Genomic DNA, 21,765 nt, shown 5'->3' with positions numbered 1-21,765 from the left:
GCAATCAGAAAAAAATTTCGGAGTATCAGCCAGATCGTGCGACACACCGCGCCAAATTGCGTATGCCCTCGTGTGAACCCCCCTACCGTGTGATGCGTGAGCAGCAGCGGCCTCATCTACGCAGTCATCGTCGGGGCCTGGGCTGCCTACTTGGTGCCGATGTGGCTCCGTAGGCAGGACGAGCTCAACGAAGCGCGCCCGACGGAACGCTTCAGCACCGCCATCCGGCTGTTGTCGGGACGGGCGGCACTGGAGCGCAGGTACGCCAAGACGGCGGACCCGGAATCGGAGGCCGAGGCGGAGCCCGCGGTCGACGTCCGGGCCCTTGCCGTGCCCGCGACGGAGGTGAAGCCGAAGTCCCGGCAGAGCGTGAAGGCGGCCAAGCCGGGCGGCCAGGCGAGTCCCTGGAAGGCGAAGAAGCCCAATCCGCGGGCCAAGGTGCTCGCCGCGCGCCGCCGCACCATCACGCTGCTCTTCCTGGGCTTCACCGCGTGCATGATCGTCGCCGCCGTCGGAGGCGTCGCCTTCCTCTGGGCCCCGGCCGCGCCCGCCGTGCTGCTCACGTTCTACATCGCCTACCTGCGCGTGCAGGAACGCCGCCGCTTCGAGGTCAAGCTCGACCAGCGCCGCGCGGCCGACGCCGCCAAGCGCCTGCGCGAGGCCCGTACGACCCGCGAGCCGGCCCCCGACGTGCCCGACGTGAGCGAGCCCACACCGCCCGCCGAGGAGCCCGCGACGGCCGACCGGCGGGCCCTCGTGGAGCAGACCGACCACGCCGAGTGGGTCGACCAGCAGCGCGTCCCCACCGAGGACACCTGGGAAGTCCCGGCCCCCCGGCCCACCTTCTCCACCGCCCCGGTCACCCCGCGCCGCTCCCGCGACCGCACCCGCACCCCGCTGTTCGACCAGCACGCGGACCGGGACCGCCCCCGCGCCGCCAACGAGTGACCTCCCGGCGCCGGGGGCGCGGAGCACCCCTGCCGGGATGCTAGAGTTTTCCTCGTTGCAAGGGCCTGTGGCGCAGTCCGGTAGCGCACCTCGTTCGCATCGAGGGGGTCAGGGGTTCGAATCCCCTCAGGTCCACAGCAGCTCAAAGCCCCTGTCGGAGAGATCCGGCAGGGGCTTTGTCATGCCGTACAGCAGCGAAGTACAGCAACTACGGTCGATCTTGCTTGTCGAGGTGCTTGCCGAGCCTGCGCAGAGCCTTGCGCGTCGCCTCGGACGGGACATGCGTGTAGATCTCCATCGTCACCGCGATCTTGCTGTGCCGGAGGATCTGCATCGCGATCCGGGGGTGCACATCGAGCGCGGCCAGCAGCGACCCGCAGGTGTGCCGCGTGTCGTGGAGACGGATGCGCCGGACGCCGGCCTTCGCCGATCGGCCCTCGAACGAGCGGTTGAAGTTGCGCGGCTCAATAGGGGTGCCGTAGCGCGTAGTGAACACGAAGTCGGAGGCGGTCCAGAGGTCCCTGGCGGCCCGCTGGGCGGCTTCCTGTTCTTTCCGCCGGAGCTCCAACGCAGCGACGCAGATCTGCGGCAGTGGCAGCGTCGCGGTTGATGCCTCGGTCTTGGTCTCGTCGTGCACCAGGCGGCGGCGGATGCGCTGGAGTTGGAGCTGCACCGTGATCTCCCCGGCATCCAGGTTCACGTTCTCCCAGGTGAGGCCCAGCACTTCACCGCGCCGGAAGCCGAGTACCAGGATCAGCACGTAGGCGGGATAGAGCGGATCGCGGGCGGCGCGGGCCGTTTCGAGGAACTTCCGGGCCTCCTCCACCGACCACGGATCGCGCCTGGTCTTCCGACCCGACCGGACCTTGACCAGAGCCGCCACGTTCTTCGAGAGCAGCTCCTCCGTCATGGCGTTGGTCAGCGCCGACCGCAACACGGCACGAGCGTCCTGGACCGTCCGGCGGGACGGGACTTGCCGGCAGCAGCGGCCGGCGGCGCAGCACCGCGGCGAGGTCCGTTCGGCGTCCTTGCCCTGAGCACAGCACTGGCACTGGTTCAGGAGGTTGTTCACCCACCTTCGGACGTCTTGCACGGTGAGCTTGTCGAGCCTCTTCGAGCCGAGGCCGGGGATGATGTAGAGCCGGACGTGCATCGCGTACGTGTCTGCCGTCTTGGGCTTGAGGTCGGGATCCACGACTTCGGCCAGCCACCGCGTGAGGTACTGCGCCATCGTCGGCGTGGAAGTCGCCACCGGCCCGCTCGCGGCCTCCGCATGCAGCTTGACCCACTTGCCGTGGACTTCTTCGCGGGTCTTGCCGTAGGCGTACTTGCGGGCGCGCTTGCCGTCCGGCCTGGTGACCCAGACGTAGGCCGCGTAGCCGTTCTTGTAGGGGTAGATGGACCCTTCGCCATTGCTGCGCTTGCCGCTCATGCCGACCACCCCGCAGCAGAACAGCGGTTCACGTATTCGTCCACCCAGGCCGGAAGGATGCGCCGGTTGCGACCGACCTTCACGGAGCGGATCTCGCCCGTGAGCACAAGCATCTTGGTCTTGGACAGGCCGAAGCCGAGCATCTCGGCGACCTCCGCCGTTGTGTACCACTTGCGCTCGATCACGGCAGCAGCCAGGCGCTCCCGCCGCGCAGAGCGCGGCGGCGCGCGGCCCGGCGCCTCGGGCCGACGCTCCTGTCTGCGCCCCGCTCCGGCCCGGCCGCCGGCCGCCCGCCAAACGGCGAAGGGTTGCTGAGGAGAAACCCGCTGTGGCTGGGGCGGTCGGCTCCGCGGCTTTACGCAGCCGCCATGGGGCGAGCCTCGAAGATCGGGGGCCCACTTCGGGCTATTGCGGGCAGGCAAGGAGCCAGCCCGATTCGCGGCCAGCGTACGGGCTCCGGTCTAATAGCTCATCGGGCGGGCTTTGAACGCACTTGCAAGTCGTCCGGCTACATGTGGGCCTTTGCCGCCCTCCGCCAAACCGCACCACGAACCCACTACGACCGCCGCCGCGCCGGCGGGGAACGTCATACCGCCGCTCTGCGCAACCTGTTCAACAAGCTCCTCGGCTGCCTCTATCACTGCCTACAAAGCCACACGAAGTACGACCCCAACCGAGCCTTCCCCGCCTCGCCAACCCCCACAGCCTGACGTTCAGACTTGACCTGCCACGAGATGAGATGTCTCTCGCCCCATGGCAGTTCCCGCCCAAAGCCGCTACGCCGACCTCGGCACGGGTATGCCAGCATGCCTGCATGAGCGTCGAAAGCCCCGACCACGCCGGCCACTGCCACGTCTCCCTCCAGGCGGGCCGCACGAGTTCCGGCAAACCTGCGTTCGAGACCCTTCCGGCCAAGGCTGTCAGTCCGGGGTTGTTCGAATTGGCAGGCAGTCCGGGGTTGGTCGAAGGCTGCGCAGCTGGTGACTTGCTGAAGATCGACGCCGAGGGAATGTTCCAAGTTGAGCAGCGAGGCCCGAACCTTTGCATCCAAGCGTTCGGCGATCCTGCCTTCGACGCTGACTCCTTGGAAGCCCTGACTGAGGGATTTGCGCCGTTGAATGGCCTGGTCGAGGCTCCTGCCGATCGCAGGTTCATCGTGGTGACAGTGCCCGCTTCTGCCGGATTCCCCGCCGTCGAAGCAGTGATGGGCGCTTGGTCCACCTCAGTGGGCGAGCAGCTCGAATGGGGATTTAGCAACGTATTCGGTGCTGACGGGCAACCGCTCAACTGGTGGCAGCCTGCGTAGGAGACGGACAGGGCCGTCGCTGGGCCGTCCGAGGCGGGCCACCGGTGGCAGACGCTGACAGCCAACCACGGCGTCGGCACAGGTCAGGAAGCGGGAGCGTTGCTCTGACCTCAGCCGGAGGCCCCGGCGCACCACTTCTAGAAGAACTGGTCCTCCAAGCCCGCGCACTCGCCGCGCCTATCCTGCCTTGAGTGCGTATACGTACACCGTCACCTTTTCCCCTTCACTTGCTGCCAAAATTGTGAATTCGCAACCGCACTCCGGTCTTCCATGGAGAAACGCCCCCCGGTAGTCGGCAGATTCCGGAATGCTCCAACCTGCCCTGTCTGCTTGATCGGAAGTGATCATGTTCAGGCCGATTTCCAGGTGCTGACCCGACTCGATGTCCTCCACGAAGCCCTCCGCCCCACTTTCGTCGGTGGAAAACTCCAAGGCCATCTCGTCGCCCTGATATTTTCCGAAGTCTCGATACGAGACATCCTTCACTCCAGGCGGCAAATTTACTTGGAATTCCTTCAGGATTACATCAAGCGGTCTAGTGTGAAAACTAATCGATGGAGACATGAAAAAGTAGGTGACTGCGGCCAGCGGCCCTCCACAGAGAAGCAGTGAGAGAATTCCGGCAACGATTGCGCAATTTCCCGGCCGGCGACGGATCACACGACCAGGAAGGTCCGGATTATCGCGGCTATCCACCGTAAGCCAGCAGTCCTGTGGTTCCGTACACAACAAACCCCCTAGCTAGACCTGCTTCGTGCAGCCGCGCGAACGGCGCGAAGTCGATTCCGGTGAAAGTGTCGGATTAGCCGAAGTTCCAGTCCTCGTACGCCTGGACACAGTAACTGATCGCCGCTTTCCGCTGCACGGCAACGGTGACTTCCTGGCGTTCGCATAGTGGAGGTACTCGTCGTCGGTCCACTCGTGTGTGCCGATCTCACGGCACACTGGGACCCGCCGCCTCAGCCGCACTGAGCACGAGGCATCGTCGGTGAACGCGGCTACGGCTATACCGCAGGGAAGTACAGCAACCGCCACGCCCACTGCCGACCGTCACCAGCCCTCAGCGGCCAACCGACGTGCCCGGCAGACCTCAGCGACCGTCACGCCCCATAGTTCGCATCGAGGGGGTCAGGGGTTCGAATCCCCTCAGGTCCACAGCAGCTCAAAGCCCCCGCCGGGGAGATCCGGCGGGGGCTTTGGCGTTCCGGAGGATCCGCAGCGCGGGACGCCCGGCGCTCGGGCCGTGAGTCTGCGTACGGAGCCGCGGGAGCCGGCCGCCCGCAAGGGCGTCCCCGCGGTTCGGGCGCGCCCGGCCCCCCCCGCCGGGATGAGTGATCCGCCGGCCCGGGATGCGGACGTCTTCGTACGCGACGCCGTCGCGGCCCGCCCTGACACCCCGCCGTCCCCGCGGGAGGCCCTGGTCGCGACGCTCACGTCGGACGATCCGGACGGGGAGTTGCTGATGGACCTCATCCGCCGCCCCCACGCCTGCCCGCCTCCGGCTCCCGCCCCGGCGCCGTGCGCGCCGGTGCGGGCAGTGGGCGCTCAAGGCCCAAGTCGGTGGTCCCGGCGGCACGTTGGCGGGACGCGCGGTCGCGTCCGGCGTTGGCCAGGGCGAACATACTTGGTATACATACTCGGTATGTCGATCCGTCACGGGCTGCTCGCCCTGCTTGAACACGGACCCCGTTACGGGTCCCGGCTGCGCTCCGAGTTCGAGAGCCGCACCGGTGCCACCTGGTCCCTCAACGTCGGGCAGGTCTACACGACCCTGAACCGGCTGGAGCGCGACGGACTGGTCGTGCAGGACGGGGAGGACGGCTCGGGGCACGCGCTCTACCGCATCACCGAGGAAGGGCGGTCCGAGCTCGACTCCTGGTTCCGCAGCCCCGTCGACCGCAGCAACCCGCCGCGCGACGAACTCGCGATCAAACTCGCCATGGCGGTGAGCGCGCCGGGAGTCGAGGTGCGGGACGTCATCCAGCTGCAGCGGCTCCACACCCTGCGGGCGATGCAGGACTACACCCGGCTCAAGGCCCGGACCCCGGAGCCGCCGTCGGACCGGCCGGAGGAGATGGCCTGGGTGCTCGTCCTCGAACAGCTCATCTTCCAGACCGAGGCCGAGGCCCGCTGGCTCGACCACTGCGAGGCACGGCTGGTCAGGGTGGCGGCCGCCGCCGCGGCCCGGCGGGCGGAGGCGGACACCCGGCAGGAGCCCGCCGACGACGGCACGCCCCGGTCCGGACGCCGCCGCGCCTCGCGTTCCTAGTGCCGTTCCCGGCCTTCTCCCGGCCGACCTTCCGGCCCCCCACCCTCACCCCGTACGCCTTCCGAAGAGGACCGTCTTGTCCCCACTCACCACCGAACCCGTCCTGCGCATACGCGAACTGACGCGGACGCACGGCAGCGGAGCCACCGAGGTGCACGCACTGCGGGGCGTCGACCTCGACGTCCACGCGGGCGAACTCGTCGCCGTCATGGGGCCGTCCGGCTCCGGCAAGTCCACGCTGCTCGCGATCGCGGGCGGTCTGGACACCCCGACGTCCGGCACCGTGACGGTCGAGGACACCGAGCTCACCACCGCCGGCCGCAGGGAACTCGCGGCACTGCGCCGGCGCCGCGTGGGCTACGTCTTCCAGGACTACAACCTCATCCCCGCCCTCACGGCCGCCGAGAACATCGCCCTCCCCCGGGAACTGGACGGCGTCCCGGCGCGCCGGGCGCGCAGGGAGGCCGTCGACGCGCTGGGCGACGTCGGGCTGGAGCACCTGGCGGACCGTTTCCCCGACGAGATGTCCGGAGGCCAGCAGCAACGCGTCGCCATCGCCAGGGCGCTCGTCGGCGAGCGCCGTCTGCTGCTCGCCGACGAGCCGACGGGAGCGCTCGACTCGGAGACCGGCGAGTCCGTGCTCGCCCTGCTCCGCAGGAGGTGCGAGGCTGGCGCGGCCGGGGTGCTGGTGACCCACGAACCGCGGCTCGCCGCGTGGGCGGACCGGATCGTCTTCCTGCGCGACGGCGTCGTCGTCGACGAGAGCGGGAGGACGTCCGCGGAGGCGCTGCTCACCGGGACGGCAGGCCGGTGACCGCCCGCTTCCACGCCTGGCGGGCGGCGCTGCGGATCGCCGGCCGCGACGCCAGGCGGGCCCCGGGGCGCACCCTGCTCGTCGTCGGCATGCTCGCCCTGCCCGTGCTCGGGGCGTCGGCGGCCGACGTGACGCTGCGCAGCGCACAGCTCTCCCCGGAGCAGCAGCTGGAGCGCGCCCTCGGACAGGCGGACGCCGAGATCCGCTACCCGGGTTTCGGCCCCATCCTCCAGGACCCCGCGGCCTCGGTCACGTACGCGGACCGCACCTCCGCCGAGGGGCAGGCGGACGACGCCGAGGAGAGGAACGGCCCACCGCCCCCGACGTCCGCCGCGGCCGTCCTCGCGCAGGCGGTGCCGCCGCACGCCCGGAAGCTCGAACGTCTCGCCGGTACGGCCGAAGTGCGCACCCGCCACGGCGCGCTCGACGTCGACGTCCTCGAACTCGAGACCGCCGACCCGATGACCCGCGGCATCACCACGCTGAAGCAGGGCCGCCACCCGGTCCGGCGGGACGAAGTGGCGGTGACGACCCACTTCCTGACGGTGAGCGGCCTGCGGGTGGGGTCACGGCTCACCGTGCGGGACCTCAGCACCTCCTACCGCATCGTCGGCGCCTACGAGCGCCCCGGGGAGCTGACCGCGGACGAGGTCAACGCGCTGCCGGGCGCGCTGCTGGCGCCTTACGGCCGGGTCCTCGACGCCACCCACAGGACGCCGTCCGAGCCGCCGACCGAGACATTCCTGGTGTCGGTGCCGGGCGGCTTCGGCTGGCCCATGGTGGTGGAGGCCAACACCCTCGGCGTGGCGGTGGTCTCGCGTGATGTGACGCTGCGTCCGCCGGCCCGCTCCGACGTGCCGCTCTACCGGGAGCACCCGGAGGAGCCGACCCTGGTCCGGCCGGTCTCCGCGCGGGCCACGGCGGCGGTGACCGTCGTCGTCCTGGCGCTCGCGGAGGTCTGCCTGCTCGCGGGGCCCGCGTTCGCCGTCGGGGCCCAGCGCTCGCGCCGGCAGTTCGGCCTCATCGGTGCGGGCGGCGGCGAGGGCCGGGACATCAGGGCCGTCGTCCTCTCCGGCGGTCTGATCGCCGGGGCGGTCGCGGCCGTGGTGGGAACCGTCCTCGGCATCGGTCTGGCCGCGGCCCTGCGTCCGCTGTTCGAGGAGCGGAGCGGGGCGCGGTTCGCGGGACTCGACCCGCACCCGGTCGACCTCCTCGGCATCGCGCTGCTGGCCGTGGTCGCGGGCCTCGCGGCCGCGGCCCTGCCCGCCCTCACGGCGGCCCGGCAGCCGGTCCTGGCCGCGCTGGGCGGCCGCAAGGGGGTGCGGCGCGCCGGACGGCGACTGCCCGTCGTGGGCCTGGCAGCGTTCCTGCTGGGCACCGCCATCGCGGTGTACGGGGCGATGAGGACCGAATGGAAGGCCGTCGTCGCGGTCGGCAGCGTCATCGCCGAGACCGGCGTCGTCGCGATGACCCCGGCGTTCATGGGGATCGCCGGCCGGCTCGGGCGCCGTTGGGGCCTGTCGCCGCGTCTGGCGCTGCGGGACGCCGCACGCAACCGGGCCCGTACCGCCCCCGCCGTGGCGGCCGTGCTCGCCGCCGTCGCCGGCACCGTGACCGTCGCGGCCTACACCGGCAGCACGGCCGCCCAGGAGCGCGACGGGTACGAGGCGTTGCTGCCCAACGGAGCGGTCTCGGTGATGGCGGACGACGACCGCGGCCGCGACGTCCCGGCCGCCAGAACGGCCGTCGACCGCAACCTGCCCATCGGCGTGGAGGCGGACGTGGACCAGTTGTTCACCGGCAGTGCCGGCTGCGACCGGGACGGGATGTGCGGATACGTGGAGGTCGTGAGGCCCGCGGACAGGGTGTGCCCGCTGGACGAGACGGGGCCGGGCAACCCGCTGTTCGCGATGCCCCGTGCCGAACTCAGGGCGCTGGCCCGCGACTCGCGCTGCACGTCCGACAAGGTCGGCCTCACGGCCCCCAGCGGAGTCCTGGTCGGCGACGCCAACCTGCTGAAGGTGCTCGGCATCGACGACCCGGGGGCGGTGGCCGCCCTGGCGCGGGGGCGGGCCGTCTCCCTCGACCGCCGCAACGTGGACGCCCGGGGCCGGGTCGCCGTCCGGCTGGTCACCGACGACCTGGAGGCGAGCGCCGCCGAGGCACGGGGGGAGCAGCCGCCGAGCAGGGTCGTCGAATTCCCCACGTACCAAGTGCCGCGCGAGCCGGCCGCGTACGGCATCCTCCTGGTCGTACCCCCGGCGGCGGCCGAGGCCGCCCACATCGGGACACTGCCGCTCGGCGCCTACTTCACCACCACGCAGCCGCCGAGTGACGCGCAGAAGCAGAAGACGCAGCAGGCCCTCGGCGACACCGGGGCCGACGTCCTGTTCCACCTGGAGGAGGGACCCGGGGACCCGGATGACGTCGTGCCGCTCGCGCTGGCGATCTTCGCGGCGGTGGTCACACTCGGCGCCGCCGGGACCGCGACCGGCCTGGCACGCTCCGACGCGGAGACGGACCTCGCCACCCTCGCCGCGATCGGGGCGCCGCCCGGGACCCGTCGGCTGCTCAGCGCGTTCCAGTGCGCCGTGGTGGCCGCCACGGGCGTGGTGCTGGGCGCCGTGACCGGGATCATCCCCGCCATCGGACTGCGTCTGGTCGACCGGCGCATCGTCGAGGCATTCAACGAGCGGCAACTCGACGAGGGCGGTTCGAGCCTGATCATCAAGCACGTGCCGATCGTGGCGCCCTGGGGGCTGCTGGCGGTCCTGCTGGTCGCGGTGCCGGTGGGCGCCGCCTGTCTGGCGGCACTGGCCACCTCGTCGAGGCCGACGACGACGCGCAGGGCGGCGTAGGGAGGGGCCCGGGCACTCCGGCCCGCGGAAACGGCCGGCCCTGCGCCGGGTTCGGGGGGAGGATGCGGCGGTGGAGATTTCGGGGCCGCCGGACGGCGAGGTGGAGGTGCCCGCGCGGATCGGGGCGCTGGCGGGGGAGCGGACGCCGCTGCCCGTGTGGCGCAACGAGGCGGGCGGGCTGACGTTCCGGCTCGGGGCGGGGGAGGACCTGCTGTTCGCCAAGTGGGCGCCGGCGGGTTCGGGGCTGGACCTGGCGGCCGAGGCCGAACGCCTTCAGTGGGCGGGCCGCTTCACGCCCGTGCCGCCCGTCCTGGAGCACGGGACGGACGGCGACGGGGCCTGGCTGGTGACGCGAGGGCTGCCCGGCGAGAGCGCCGTCAGCCCGCGCTGGACGGCGGACCCCGGCACGGCGGTACGTGCGCTGGGCGCCGGCCTGCGCGCGCTGCACGAGCGGCTGCCGGTGGCCGGCTGCCCGTACGACTGGTCCGTCGGCACCCGTCTCGAACGCGCCCGGCGGGCCGGCAGGCAGGTGCCGCGGGACCTGCCGCCGGCGCCGCCCGTCGAGCGGCTCGTCGTGTGCCACGGCGACCCCTGCGCGCCCAACACCCTGCTGGGCGACGACGGCACCTGGTCGGGCCACGTCGACATGGGCGCCCTCGGCGTCGCCGACCGCTGGGCCGATCTGGCCGTCGCCACCTGGAGCACCGAGTGGAACTACGGCCCCGGCTGGGAGGGCGCGCTCCTCGACGCGTACGGCATCGCCCCGGACCCGGAACGGACCGCCTTCTACCGGCGCCTGTGGAGCGTCACCTGACGGGTGACCGCGCGCGGGCGGAGGTGGCACGATCGGGGCGGAAGCTGCGAGTGCGAGTGCGAGCGCGAGGGGGCGGGGCGGAATGGCCATCGATCTGGAGAAGGTGCGGGCGGCCGCGCCGGGCCTGGTGAGCCTGTACAAGGGTGCCCGGGTCTCGCTGGAGAAGGCCGGGGTCGCGGGGGAACGGGCCGCGGTGTACCTGGTGCTGGACCGGTCCGGCAGCATGCGGCGGCACTACCGGGACGGCACGGTGCAGCGCCTGGCCGAGCAGGCCCTCGGGCTCGCGGCGAACCTCGACGACGACGGGGTCGTGCCGGTGGTCTTCTTCTCCACCGAGGTGGACGGCGTCGCCGAGATCGGCCTCGACGGGTACGAGGGCCGCATCAACGCCCTCCACGAGGGCTACGGCCACATGGGCCGCACCAACTACCACCTGGCGATGCAGGCGGTGATCGACCACTACCGGGCGTCCGGCGCGGCGCAGCCCGCGTTCGTGATCTTCCAGACGGACGGCGGCCCCTCTTCGCGCACCGCCGCCGAGAGGCTGCTCTGCTCCGCGTCCGGGCTACCGATCTTCTGGCAGTTCGTCGGCTTCGGCGATCCGGGGAGCAAGGACTTCGACTTCCTGCGCAAGCTCGACGAACTCCCGGTGCCCGCCAAGCGGTTGGTGGACAACGCCGGTTTCCACGCCGCCGGGGAGGAGCCCGCGGCGGCGTCGGACGCCGAGTTGTACGCGGCGCTGATGGAGGAGTTCCCGCAGTGGCTGACGGCGGCGCGGGCGGCGGGCGTCATCCGGGGCTGACGGGCGGCGCGGCGGCCGCGGCTGCCGTGGCGGCCGCGTCGACGAGGCGGTCGAGTTCGGCGGCCGACTCGGGCGCGAGCCGGTAGACGCCCTGGAGGCCGATCGACCGCATCAGCCGGCCGTCCTCGACGAACCGCAGCCGGCGTTCGGCGCGGCGCGAGCGGTACGTGAGCCGTTCCAGCAGCTCGCCGGGGACGGTCGTGCCGAAGTCGAGCGGCGTGCCGGGCGGGCCCACCAGCACCTCGGACGCGCAACCGCCCTCCAGCGGCGACCAGTCGGGCAGCTTCGCCAGCTCGTCCGCGGCCCCCTCGTACGGGATGATCCGCGCCACCTGCAGGCGGCCCAGCACATGGAGCCGGGTGTGGTGGACGCGGACCGGGAAGACGCGGTCGCCGGGCTTGACCCCCGCGAGCCGGAAGCTGGGCAGCGACTGGTGCGGGCCACCGAACAGGACGCGGAGCGGTCGTCCGGCGTAGCCGTTGCGCGTCAGGTGGCGGCAGAGGTCGTTGGTCCACAACGTCGTGTAGGACTGCGGGGCGTCGGCCGGTTCGGACATGCCCGCCACCGTAGGGGCCCCCACTGACAACGGTCGCGGACGGGGCAGGGCCACGGGCGCCCGGGCGCGCCTGCTTCGGCTCGGGCCGCGAGGACTGGTACGCACACCGATGAGCCGCAGCGGTTTTGTTGCCGGGCGCCGGGCGCCGCGATCCGGCGGCCGGTCCAGAGGAGTTGGGCCGCGCCACGGCCGCCCGTGTGTGCCTGCTTCGGCTCGGGCCGTGAGGGCCGGGGCGTTGAGCAGGTGCGTCCACTGGCCGGGCTCGCGGGGGAGCCGGCGTTGGGCTGGGGCGGGCCGGGAGCGAGTGCGGGCCGGGCCGCGGCCGCCAACGCCGGGGCGTGCCGATGTGCCGCGCGGCCGGGGGCCGGGGCGCCGTCGGGGGATCCCGGGGTCAGATGAGGGGGTTGGGGAGGTCCGTCCACCGGTCGCCGCCCGCGGAGGTCTCCAGGCGCATCAGGGTCAGGGCCTTGACGGGGAGTCCGGGGGCGGAGAGCAGGGCCGCGCGGTCGGTGCGGGTGTCCGCCGTGGTGGGGAGGGCGTCGAAGGCGCGGGCGGCCTCCGTGCGCACCGCGGCCCACAGCCGTGCCTCGGAGGGGCGGTGGGCCTCCCCGAGGGCGGAGACGAGGCTGCCGAACGTGGTGGCGACCAGGGAGCCGTAGAGCTTGGCGTGCAGGACCGCCGGGTCGTCGCTGAGGCCGCGGCCGAGCGGGGGCACGGTGACGCCGTACCGGGCGAGGCGGGCCGGGCTGATCCGGACGTCGGCGAGGTCGCGGTAGACCAGCCGCAGCGGCCGGGCGTGCCGGTCGAGGACGACCAGGAGGTTCTGCCCGTGCGCCTCCAGGGCCACGCCCCAGGACAGCAGCCGCAGCACGGCCGGGAGGGCGAGCCGGGCGAAGGCGGTGAGCCAGGCGGCGCCGTCCGGGGGCGCGCCGGGTCCTGCGGCGGCGAGCAGGGAACGGAGCAGCGGCGGTCCGCCGTCGGCGGGACGCCCGGTGAGGGCGGCGACGGGCAGTACGCGCTCCCCGGCCGCCGGGTCGGCGAAGCCGGACGGGGATTCGCGCAGCAGCGCCGCGAGGTCGGGGCTGGGCTCACCGCCGATGACGGCGGCGGCCGCCCCGAGGTTGCGGGTGACGCGCAGCGTGTCGCCGCCGAGCCGCCGGGTCATCTCGTCCAGCAGTGCGGACAGCGCGGCGCTGTCGGTCACCGAGCGGGCCGAGATGTCGCGGACGGCCGAGGTCATCCGCATGCTCAGCGCCGTCTTCAGATGCGGCCCGCCGTCGAGCGGGGCGAGGGTGCGCACCGACATCAGCGGCCGGGTGGGGACCGCGGCCTCGGCGTACGGGCGCAGCCCCAGCGCGGGCAGGATGTGCCGGGTCTGCCAGGGGTGGACGGGCAGCAGCAGCCGGTCGCCGTCCCGGAACCGGTCCGGCCAGGCGCCCGCGACCAGGCACTCGGCGGCGGGGACGGCGACGAGGTCGAGGGCGACGACGGGCCGGTGCTCGGGTCCGTAGGCCAGTTGCTCGGCCACCGAGAAACCGGGACGGCTGCGGCAGCACGGGTGGTAGGGGTGGCCGTCGACGACGCCCTGCTCGAAGGAGGCCAGCGTCGGCGGCCGTACGCCGTGGCCCTCCGCGCTTTCCGCGCCCGCCCGGGACAGGGCCAGGGAGGCCACGCTGTGGTCGAGTTCGTCGCGCAGCACGCCCGAGCCCGGCAGCCCGAGGGCCGCCACCAGGGTGGCCGGGTGGTCGTGGGGCCGGCCGTCCAGCAGCAGGGCCGGCTCGTCCTTCGGCGCCCCCAGGTCGTGCGGCAGCCGCCGCGGCCCGGTGAGTACCCGGCCGTCCTGGAAGAGCACGCGGTCGGGGCCGCGCGAGGCGATGCCCGGCAGGGGTTCCAGGAGCAGGGCCCGCCACAGGCGGCCGAGGACGGCGGCGCGGGCACCGGGGAGCGCGGCGGTGTACGCGTCGTGCAGATCAGGACGGAGCGTCGCCAGCTCGGTGGCGAACGCCGTCTCCAGGGGGCGCCGCGTCGCAGCCGCCGAGTGCGGGTACATGATGGGTCCCTACCCTACGCAGGAGGCGGCCGACCGTGCATCGACCAGGGCAGCGACCAGCAGGAACGTCCGGTCGTGGGTGACGCCTGGGACCGCGCCGAGGCGCTCTCCGCCACGGCCCTGCTGAACTGCCTGCTGCGCGAGGTCGCCGAGGCGGCGGGCGAGGACGGGGGCCGTCCCGTCCACCGGCTGCCCGCGACCTGCGCGCTGCTGAGGGTGCGGTCCGGGCGTCATCCCGCCGCGCCGGAGCTGCGCACCGGGGACGGCTGGCGGCCGCTTCCGCTGGAGGCGCTGGTCGACGTCGCCGCCGCGGAGCTCACCGCCCGCACGGGCGTCGCCGGTACCGCGCTGCCCGCCGAGATCGCCGACAGCCGCGACGTGCTCGCCGCCCTGCTGGAGGCCCGCGAGCACGCGCCGCCGCCCGCCGATCCGTATCTGCGCTCCGAGCAGGCCCTGGTGGCCGGTCACCGCCACCACCCCGCGCCCAAGACCCGTGGCGGCGGCCCGCCGGAGAGCTGGCTGCCCTACGCGCCGGAGGCACACGCGAGCTTCCCGCTCACCCTGCTCGCGGTCCGCGCGGACCTGCTGGCCGGCGAGGGCGACACCGCGGTGCTCGACCGGCTGTACCCGGACGTCCCGGAGGGTTACCGGGTGCTGCCCGCGCACCCCTGGCAGCTGGCCCTGCTGGGCGACCTCCCCGCCTTCCGCGACGGGCGGCTGCTGCGCCTGGGGCGCACCGCCGTACCGGCCGTGCCGACGGCGTCCCTGCGGACGGTGTACCTGCCGGAGGCCGACCTCTTCCTGAAGTTCAGCCTCGACGTGCGGATCACCAACGACATCCGCCGGCTGTGGCGCCACGACCTGCGCTGGCTGGGGCCCGTCGACGAGGTGCTGCGCGCCGTCCCGGAGGCGGACGTCCTGTCCGACCGCGGCTACCGGACCGCCGACCTGGGCGGCCGGGACGACCACGAGGCACTGGCCGTGCTCGTCCGCGACGGCTTCGGCGCGCACCTGCGCCCCGGCCTGACCCCGCTGCTCGCGGCGGCCGTCGCCGAGGGCTACGAGGGCAGCCCGCTCGCCGCGCCGGGGCTGACCGCGGAGGGTGCGCTGGCCTGGTGGGAGGCTTACCTGCGGCAGGTCGTGCCGCCGGTGCTGCTCGCTTACCTGCGGCACGGGGCCGTGCTGGAGTGCCACTTGCAGAACGTGCTCGTCGCCGTGGACGCCGACGGGCTGCCCGGTCAGGCGCTCTTCCGCGACCACGAGGGCGTCAAGCTGGTCGAGGAGCGGCACCGAGGACTGCTCCGCCGCCACGCGCGGCCGGACGCCCCCGGGCCCGGTGTGGACGCCGCGCACGGCTGGGAGCGCCTGGTCTACTGCCTGGTCACCAACAACCTGCTGGAGATCGCGGGCGCGGTCGCCGAACGCCACCCGGAACTCGCCCCGGTGCTGTGGGCGCGGGCCCGGGCCTTCCTCGTGCGGTGGTCGGCCGGGCACGGCGACCCGGCGCCGCTGCGGGAACTGCTCGCCGCCGCGCACATCCCCGGGAAGACCAATCTGCTGCTGCGCTGGACCGGCGCGGACGGGGCCGCCGCCCGGTACCTGCCGCTGCCGAACCCGCTGCGGGCTCAGGGCGCGGAGGTGACCGACTCCAGCGAACGGCGCGTGGCGGGGCCGTAGAACCCCGGGCTGTCGCCCGTCACACCGTGCTCCTGCTGGTAGCGCTGGACGGCGTCCTTGACGCCGCCGTCGTACTTGCCGTCGGCCGGGCCGTCGTACAGCCGCACCTGGGCGAGCCGCTGCTGCAGCGCCACGACCTCGTCGCCGCGCGAGCCGGGCTTGAGCACCGCGCCGCCGGAACCGGCGGTGGCGGTGGTCCCGCCCTGCGCGGTGGCGGTGGTGGTCGCGGTGGCCGTGGCGGGGGCCCGCGTTCCCGTGCCGGACGCGGGACCGGACGCGGACGGGGAGGCGTCGCCCGCGCCCTGCCGTGCCGACGCGGCCCCGGCGCTGCGCGAAGGGTTCGCCGTGCCGTCGGAGTCGAGCAGGCTGGGCAGCGCCAGGTGCGGCTGGGAGGCGCTCGGGGCGGGCAGTGCGCGGTCGGCCTCGCCCGGACCGGTGACGAGGTGCCCGACCAGGGCCAGTACGCCCACACCGGTCACCGCGGCGGCCACGGTGACGACGGTGCGCGGGCGCCGCCTGGAGCGGGCCGCCGCCCGGCGCGCCCCGCGCGGCGCGTCCACCGGCCGCGGCTGCGGCGGACGGATCCGCCGCGTTCCGTCCGGCTCGCCGTCCGTGCCGGGCGGGTTTTCGGGGAACACCTCGGCCCAGTCGGGCGCCGGCCCCTCGGAACCGACGCCTATCAGCGGTCTGACGGTCGTGCCGCCCGGCTCGCCGCCGCTCATCTCTCCTCGCCCGCCTGGTCGGGCACGAGGCGTTCCAGCACGTCCTGGAACTCCTCGCCGACGGTGATCAGCAGCCCGTCGCCGTCCTTGCGGCTGAGCTGGGTCAGCACGCCGTCCCGCCACCAGTAGACGTACGGGCTGATGGGGCCCACCGCGTCCTCGTGGCCCGCCGCGGCGAAACCCGCCATGCCGTTGAGCGCCGGGATGACGGCGCTGTCGCGGATGGCGTGGAAGGCCAGCTGGTGCCGGAACGGCATGGCGACCAGCGCCCCGTCGGAGGTCAGCGCCTCCCCGGTGACCCGTTCCACCAGCTCGTCCAGGACCAGCACCCGGGCGGCGGTGAAGAAGGAGTCGCCGACGAGGACGTCGAAGCGCACGTCGGCGTGCCGGACCACCTCGTGCCGCTCCACCGGCAGGTCGCGCAGGTTGAGCAGGGCGCGGCCGCGCAGCTCGCGGGCGTCGCCGAGCGGGCCCAGGGCGTGGTCGGCGAGCGTCATCACGCTCTCCGGGAGGTCCAGGGCGAGCACCTCCAGCAGCCCGGGCGCGGCGACCCGGGCGTAGCGGAAGGTCTCCGGGTCGACCGCGTCGGGGGGGACCAGGCGCGGGTAGAGCCGTTCGCGGATCTCCTCGGCGGGCATGGTCTCCAGCGGCGAGGGCCCGTCGAGGGTGCGCAGCACCGCCCCGACGTGCTCCCGCGCCAGCTGGGGCCACACACGCGGGCCGCGGCGGTCGTTGTGGCACAGCGCGGCGAGGTTGCCGAGCCCGAAGCGACGGCCCGAGTCGTCGGCCACCATGTCGGCGAAGACCGTGACCTCCAGCCCGAGTTCGGCGAACGACTCGCGCACGATCGCGCGGAAGCGCGCGCCCTCGTCCACCGAGAAGAAGGCGTACTCGGGATCGCGGGGTGCGTCCCGCTGGTCACGCTTCGGCCCGCGCCGGAAAATCCCCACCTCAGCTGTCCCCTCGACCTGGACTCGACGAGCAGGGCGCGATCCTATCGGCAGGCGCCCGGGGCCGCCGCCTCCGTCAGTCCTCGCCGTCCGGCGCGTCCCGGTAGGTCTCCAGCAGCCGCAGCCAGATCTCGCTCATCGTCGGGAAGGCCGGTACGGCGTGCCACAGCCGGTCCAGCGGCACCTCGCCGGCGACGGCGATGGTGGCGGAGTGCAGCATCTCGCCGACCGACGGGCCGACGAAGGTGACGCCGACGAGGTGACCGCGGTCCAGGTCGACGACGGCGCGGGCCTTGCCCTTGTAGTCGTCGGCGTACAGCCCGGCGCCGGAGACGTTGCCGATCTCGTAGTCCACGACCTTGACGCGGCGGCCCTGCTGCCGGGCCTCCTCGGCGGTGATGCCGACGGCGGCGGCCTCGGGTTCGGTGAAGACGACCTGGGGGACGGCACCGTGGTCGGCGGTGGCCGCGTGGCGGCCCCAGGGGGCGGTGTCCAGGGGCTCGCCCTTGGCGCGGGCGGCGATGGCGGCGCCGGCGATACGGCCCTGGTACTTGCCCTGGTGGGTGAGGAGGGCGCGGTGGTTGGTGTCGCCCGCGCAGTACAGCCAGCCGCCCTCGACGTCCTTGACCAGGCAGGTGTCGTCGACGTCCAGCCACGAGCCGGGGGTCAGGCCGATCGTCTCCAGGCCCAGGTCGTCGGTGTGCGGGACGCGGCCGGTGGCGAACAGGACCTCGTCGGTGACGAGTTCCGAGCCGTCGGAGAGCATCAGGGTGACCGGGCCGGAGTCGGCGGCGCGCCGCAGTTCCGTGACCGAGACGCCGGTGCGGATGTCCATCCCCGCGGCGCGCATCCCGTCCGCGAGGAGTTCGCCCACGAACGGCTCCCAGCGCGGCAGCAGCCCGGAGCCGCGGACCAGCACGGTCACCTCGGAGCCGAGGGACCGCCAGGCGGTCGCCATCTCGACGCAGACGACGCCTCCGCCGACCACCACGAGCCGTCCCGGCACCTCGGGGGAGCTGGTGGCGTCGCGGCTGGTCCACACGTGGTCGTCGGCGATGCCGGGCAGGTCGGGCAGCTGGGCGCGGGTGCCGGTGGAGACCACCACCGCATGCCGGGCGACGAGGACGCGCTCGCCGCCGTCCGGGGTCTCGACGACGACCCGGCGCGGCCCGTCGAGCCGTCCGCGTCCCCTGACGAGGTCGATGCCGGCCGAGTCCAGCCACGTCACCGCCCCGTCGTCCTTCCAGTTCCCGGTCCACCAGTCGCGCCGGGCCAGCACCGCGGCGGCGTCCAGCCGTCCGCCGGCCGCCTCCCGTGCCCCCGCGACCGCGCGTGCGGCGTCCAGGGCCGCCTGCGGGCGCAGCAGCGCCTTGCTGGGGATGCATGCCCAGTACGAGCACTCACCGCCGACCAGCTCCGCCTCGACCACCACCGTGGTCAGTCCGGCCTGCCTGGTCCGGTCGGCGACGTTCTCCCCGGTGGGGCCCGCGCCGATGACGATGACGTCGTAGGTGTCCGTGCTCGCGTTCGTACCGCTGTCTGCCGCCGTGGTCATGGTTCCACCGTAGGCAACACCGCGTCCGCGCACAGCCGGAACCCCCGTGTCCCGCCGATCACCCGTACGGCCGTGCCGGCCTGGCGGGGCGGCCGGACGGCACCGGCGGTGGGCAGCGGCGTTGCCGGAAGGCCGCGTTGAGGACGCTGCCGGCGGCCACACCCGGGGGAGAAGCGGGCGCCCCCGGCAGCGTGCAGGAGCGTGGCGCGGGCGGTGCCGGTCGGTACGGCGACCCGGTTGACGGCCGGTGGGCCATCAGGGCGAGGCCGGACGCGGTGCCGAAGAGCGACGGGCAGCCGTGGTCGCCGGAGCTTCACGCGGGGAGTTGCTGTTCCGTCCAGATGACCTTGCCGCGGTCGGTGTAGCGGGTGCCCCAGCGGCGGCAGAACTGGGCGACGAGGAAGATGCCGCGGCCGCCCTCGTCCGTGGTGGCGGCGCGGCGCAGCCGGGGAGAGGTGCCGCTGGCGTCGGCGACCTCGAAGACCAGGGCCCGGTCACGCAGCAGCCTGGCCTGTACGGGGCCGGCGCCGTGGCGGATGGCGTTGGTGATCAGCTCGCTGGCGATCAGTTCGGTGGTGAACGCGAACTCGTCGAGGCCCCAGGCCCGCAGCCGGCGGGTGATGGCGGAGCGGAGGGCGGAGACGGCCGCCGGGTCGTCGGGTACGTCCCAGCAGGCGACCTGGCGCTCGTCCAGGGAGCGGGTGCGGGCGACGAGCAGGACGACGTCGTCCGCGGAGGGCGCGGGGCGCAGCGCGGCCTCGAGTGCCGCGCAGACCTCCTCCGGTGGACAGCCGCGCGGGACGGCGGAGAGGGCGCGGCCGAGGCGGCGCATCCCGGTGTCCGGGTCGAGGTGACGGCCCTCGATGAGGCCGTCGGTGTAGAGGACGAGGCCGCTGCCCTCGGGGACCGTGAACCCGGCCGTCTCGAAGGGGAGTCCGCCCAGGCCCAGCGGCGGCCCGGCGGGCAGGTCGGGGAAGCGCACCTCGCCGTCCGGGGCGAGCAGCGCCGGTGGCGGATGGCCGGCACGGGCCAGCTGGCAGTGCCGGGTGACGGGGTCGTAGACCGCGTAGAGGCAGGTCGCGCCCGCGAGGCCGGGACCGTTGCCGCTCTCGTCGTCGAGGCGCACGACGAGGTCGTCCAGGCGGCCCAGCAGCTCGTCCGGGGGCAGGTCGAGGGCGGAGAAGTTGTGCACCGCCGTGCGCAGCCGGCCCATGGCGGCCGCGGCGTGGATGCCGTGGCCGACGACGTCGCCGACGACCAGCGCCACACGCGCCCCGGAGAGCGGGATGACGTCGAACCAGTCGCCGCCGACCCGGCCGCGGGCCGCCGGGAGGTAGCGGTGGGCGACGTCCACGGCGTGCTGCTCCGGTACGCCGCGCGGCAGCAGGCTGCGCTGGAGTTCGAGGGCGAGGTGGTGCTCGCGGGTGAAGAGCCGTGCGTTGTCGATGCAGACGGCGGCGCGGGCGGCGAGGTCGCGGGCGAGGGTGAGGTCGTCGTCGGCGAACGGCTCGGTCAGCGCGGCGCGTTGGAAGGTGGCGACGCCCAGCAGGGTGTCGCGGGCCCGCAGGGGGACGGCGATGACGGCGTGCGGCTCGCCGTCCGGGCCGGGTGAGGTGTCGCGGACCGCGGAGCCGCCGCGCAGCGCTCTGGCCTGGGGACTGCCGGGGACGAGGCGAATCGGTTCGCCCCTGGCGTACGGGCCGTACGCGGCGCCGGGTCCCGCGCCGCTCGCCGCCACACGGCGCAGTTCCGCCCGGGGGTCACCGGGGTCACCGGGGGTCGTGCCGCTCAGGACGGGGCAGAACAGGTCGACGGTCGCGTGGTCGGCGAAGCGGGGCACGGCGGCCTCGACGATCTCGCGGGCGGTGCGGGCGACGTCGAGGGTGGTGCCGATCCGCAGGGCGGCGTCGCTGAGCAGTTCCAGGCGGCGGCGCGCGGCGACGGCGAGGCGGCCCACCCCCGGTTCGCCGACCAGCAGCGGGCGGCGCCCGGCCGCGCCGGGCGACGCGGCGGCCCCGGGCACGCTGACCTCCACGACGGCGCCGCCCGCGAGGGGCCGGCACATCAGGTGGGCCGTGCGGCCGTGGGAGAGGGGGAGTTCGAGCGCCTCCCGGCGTCCGGCGGCGATCAGCCCGGCCGCGGTCTCGGCGAGCGCCGACTCGTCCCCGTCGGTGAGCCCGGCCGGTGGCCCGACGCCCTGGACGCGTCCGGCGCCGTCGAGCCGCAGGGAGGCGGCCGCGGCGCCGCGGTGCTCGGCGTTCAGGTAGTCGTGCAGCAGGGCGCGTTCGCGTTCTCCGCACTGCTCGAGGAGCCGCTGCTCGATGGCGAGGGCGCAGCCGCGGGCGAGTTCGGCCATCAGGGGATGCGCGTCGCCGTACAGGCTGGTGAGGTCGAGCACGCCCTCCACCCGGCCGCTGACGGGGTGGCGCACGGGCACGCCGAAGCAGGTGAAGCCGCGCAGGGCGGCGCAGAAGTGCTCCTCGCCGGCGACGCGTACGGGCTGCCGGGCGGCCAGGGCGGTGCCGATGCCGTTGGTTCCGGCGTCGAGTTCGTGGTAGCTGAAGCCCGGGGCGAGCCGCACCCGGTCCAGGGCGGGCAGCAACGGGGGCTCGGCGGCCCGGCGGTCGATCACCAGCCCCCGGTCGTCGGTGAGCAGGACGGCGGTACGGGTGCCGGAGAGCGTGCCGGCCAGCCGGTCGAGGACCGGACCCGCGGCCCGGACCAGGGCCCCGGTGGGGTCGAGGTCGTCGGTGTACGGGACCTCGAAGCGTTCGGGATCGAGGCCGGCGGTCTGACAGCGCTCCCACGAAGCGAGAATCGGTACCCGCACGGATTCGACCACCAGGCTCACTCCTTGAGTCCGCGTCCCAGGTCCCGAACCTAGGACGGCGGCACGGCGGTCGGAGGCGGGTCGGTGAAATCCCTGCGTACAGCCACTCTTGTGGGTGACGGCTCGTTTGACAGGGGGCAACACGACCGTCACGGCGCGGGAGGTCGCTTCGCGAAGCGGCG

Annotated in this window: 17 protein-coding genes and 1 tRNA gene; 9 read left to right on the top strand and 9 right to left on the bottom strand. The window is 73.8% G+C overall.

Translation table 11 applies throughout. From position 1 onward, the window contains the following. Positions 1–96 precede the first annotated feature (96 nt). Both sepX and ACFW3D_RS08430 read left to right on the top strand, forming a co-directional pair. Complete coding sequence (gene sepX / locus ACFW3D_RS08435; RefSeq protein WP_500502798.1) at positions 97–948, top strand: divisome protein SepX/GlpR; 852 nt, start codon at positions 97–99, stop codon at positions 946–948. Positions 949–1,009: 61 nt separating this feature from the next. After that, a tRNA-Ala gene (locus ACFW3D_RS08430) sits at positions 1,010–1,083 on the top strand. Positions 1,084–1,156: 73 nt separating this feature from the next. Here the strand turns inward: ACFW3D_RS08430 and ACFW3D_RS08425 are convergent. Both ACFW3D_RS08425 and ACFW3D_RS08420 read right to left on the bottom strand, forming a co-directional pair. Then, positions 1,157–2,389 (bottom strand): site-specific integrase, encoded by a 1,233-nt coding sequence (locus tag ACFW3D_RS08425; protein ID WP_500502796.1) that lies wholly within the window; start codon positions 2,387–2,389, stop codon positions 1,157–1,159. Then, positions 2,377–2,577 (bottom strand): excisionase family DNA-binding protein, encoded by a 201-nt coding sequence (locus ACFW3D_RS08420; protein WP_500502904.1) that lies wholly within the window; start codon positions 2,575–2,577, stop codon positions 2,377–2,379. Before ACFW3D_RS08420 ends, ACFW3D_RS08425 begins: the two co-directional genes overlap by 13 nt. Positions 2,578–3,194: 617 nt before the next feature. On the opposite strand from ACFW3D_RS08420, the gene ACFW3D_RS08415 reads away from it, so the two are divergent. After that, positions 3,195–3,686: a DUF4265 domain-containing protein gene (locus tag ACFW3D_RS08415; protein ID WP_500502793.1), complete on the top strand. Its 492-nt coding sequence runs from the start codon at positions 3,195–3,197 to the stop codon at positions 3,684–3,686. Between the two features lie 177 nt (positions 3,687–3,863). Here ACFW3D_RS08415 and ACFW3D_RS08410 read toward each other — a convergent pair whose 3' ends face one another. Then, positions 3,864–4,382, bottom strand: coding sequence for a hypothetical protein (locus ACFW3D_RS08410; protein WP_500502792.1), 519 nt, complete (start codon positions 4,380–4,382; stop codon positions 3,864–3,866). A gap of 946 nt (positions 4,383–5,328) precedes the next feature. Between ACFW3D_RS08410 and ACFW3D_RS08405 the strand changes: the two genes are divergently transcribed. From ACFW3D_RS08405 to ACFW3D_RS08385, 5 genes are all read left to right on the top strand, one after another. Next, the gene (locus tag ACFW3D_RS08405) at positions 5,329–5,955 is read left to right on the top strand and encodes a PadR family transcriptional regulator (protein WP_500502790.1); all 627 of its coding nucleotides are present in this window, start codon (positions 5,329–5,331) and stop codon (positions 5,953–5,955) included. 76 nt (positions 5,956–6,031) lie between these two features. Then, positions 6,032–6,769: an ABC transporter ATP-binding protein gene (locus ACFW3D_RS08400; protein ID WP_500502788.1), complete on the top strand. Its 738-nt coding sequence runs from the start codon at positions 6,032–6,034 to the stop codon at positions 6,767–6,769. Continuing rightward, positions 6,766–9,627, top strand: coding sequence for an FtsX-like permease family protein (locus tag ACFW3D_RS08395; protein ID WP_500502786.1), 2,862 nt, complete (start codon positions 6,766–6,768; stop codon positions 9,625–9,627). The genes ACFW3D_RS08400 and ACFW3D_RS08395 overlap by 4 nt, the downstream gene beginning before the upstream one ends. 70 nt (positions 9,628–9,697) lie before the next feature. Next, a complete protein-coding gene (locus ACFW3D_RS08390; protein ID WP_500502784.1) occupies positions 9,698–10,441 on the top strand; it encodes an aminoglycoside 3'-phosphotransferase in 744 nt (247 codons plus the stop codon). 82 nt (positions 10,442–10,523) lie between these two features. After that, complete coding sequence (locus ACFW3D_RS08385) at positions 10,524–11,243, top strand: vWA domain-containing protein (protein WP_500502782.1); 720 nt, start codon at positions 10,524–10,526, stop codon at positions 11,241–11,243. On the opposite strand, the gene ACFW3D_RS08380 is transcribed toward ACFW3D_RS08385, so the two are convergent. Together ACFW3D_RS08380 and ACFW3D_RS08375 are read right to left on the bottom strand one after the other, a co-directional pair. Continuing rightward, positions 11,230–11,799: a hypothetical protein gene (locus ACFW3D_RS08380; RefSeq protein WP_500502781.1), complete on the bottom strand. Its 570-nt coding sequence runs from the start codon at positions 11,797–11,799 to the stop codon at positions 11,230–11,232. The genes ACFW3D_RS08385 and ACFW3D_RS08380 overlap by 14 nt on opposite strands. A gap of 391 nt (positions 11,800–12,190) precedes the next feature. Further along, positions 12,191–13,849, bottom strand: coding sequence for an IucA/IucC family protein (locus tag ACFW3D_RS08375; protein WP_500502780.1), 1,659 nt, complete (start codon positions 13,847–13,849; stop codon positions 12,191–12,193). Between the two features lie 75 nt (positions 13,850–13,924). Here ACFW3D_RS08375 and ACFW3D_RS08370 point away from each other — a divergent pair, with 75 nt between their 5' ends. Further along, positions 13,925–15,526: an IucA/IucC family protein gene (locus ACFW3D_RS08370; protein ID WP_500502778.1), complete on the top strand. Its 1,602-nt coding sequence runs from the start codon at positions 13,925–13,927 to the stop codon at positions 15,524–15,526. Here ACFW3D_RS08370 and ACFW3D_RS08365 read toward each other — a convergent pair. The 4 genes from ACFW3D_RS08365 to ACFW3D_RS08350 all read right to left on the bottom strand — a co-directional run bounded on the left by ACFW3D_RS08365 (position 15,475) and on the right by ACFW3D_RS08350 (position 21,595). Continuing rightward, positions 15,475–16,248, bottom strand: a complete 774-nt coding sequence (locus ACFW3D_RS08365) for a peptidoglycan-binding domain-containing protein (RefSeq protein WP_500502776.1) — start codon at positions 16,246–16,248, stop codon at positions 15,475–15,477. The two genes, ACFW3D_RS08370 and ACFW3D_RS08365, sit on opposite strands and share 52 nt — an antisense overlap. After that, positions 16,245–17,198 (bottom strand): hypothetical protein, encoded by a 954-nt coding sequence (locus tag ACFW3D_RS08360; protein ID WP_500502774.1) that lies wholly within the window; start codon positions 17,196–17,198, stop codon positions 16,245–16,247. The genes ACFW3D_RS08365 and ACFW3D_RS08360 overlap by 4 nt, the downstream gene beginning before the upstream one ends. Positions 17,199–17,274: 76 nt before the next feature. Continuing rightward, entirely contained in the window at positions 17,275–18,753 is a 1,479-nt protein-coding gene (locus ACFW3D_RS08355; protein WP_500502772.1) for a dihydrolipoyl dehydrogenase family protein, read from the bottom strand. Positions 18,754–19,066: 313 nt separating this feature from the next. Then, entirely contained in the window at positions 19,067–21,595 is a 2,529-nt protein-coding gene (locus tag ACFW3D_RS08350) for a SpoIIE family protein phosphatase (RefSeq protein ID WP_500502770.1), read from the bottom strand. Positions 21,596–21,765: the final 170 nt, after the last annotated feature.

Origin of the sequence: Streptomyces sp. NPDC058864, assembly GCF_042742985.1 — a bacterium.
GTDB lineage: Bacteria > Actinomycetota > Actinomycetes > Streptomycetales > Streptomycetaceae > Actinacidiphila.
The sequence above is the reverse complement of the archived record's forward strand: the minus strand, read 5'-3'. Positions and strand labels throughout refer to the sequence as shown.

Bases quoted from the DNA above. Each gene is read 5' to 3' on its own strand.
- ACFW3D_RS08355 (WP_500502772.1), bottom strand. From the start codon at position 18,753: ATGACCACGGCGGCAGACAGCGGTACGAACGCGAGCACGGACACCTAC.
- ACFW3D_RS08385 (WP_500502782.1), top strand. From the start codon at position 10,524: ATGGCCATCGATCTGGAGAAGGTGCGGGCGGCCGCGCCGGGCCTGGTG.
- ACFW3D_RS08415 (WP_500502793.1), top strand. From the start codon at position 3,195: ATGAGCGTCGAAAGCCCCGACCACGCCGGCCACTGCCACGTCTCCCTC.
- ACFW3D_RS08365 (WP_500502776.1), bottom strand. From the start codon at position 16,248: ATGAGCGGCGGCGAGCCGGGCGGCACGACCGTCAGACCGCTGATAGGC.
- ACFW3D_RS08405 (WP_500502790.1), top strand. From the start codon at position 5,329: ATGTCGATCCGTCACGGGCTGCTCGCCCTGCTTGAACACGGACCCCGT.
- ACFW3D_RS08375 (WP_500502780.1), bottom strand. From the start codon at position 13,849: ATGTACCCGCACTCGGCGGCTGCGACGCGGCGCCCCCTGGAGACGGCG.
- ACFW3D_RS08380 (WP_500502781.1), bottom strand. From the start codon at position 11,799: ATGTCCGAACCGGCCGACGCCCCGCAGTCCTACACGACGTTGTGGACC.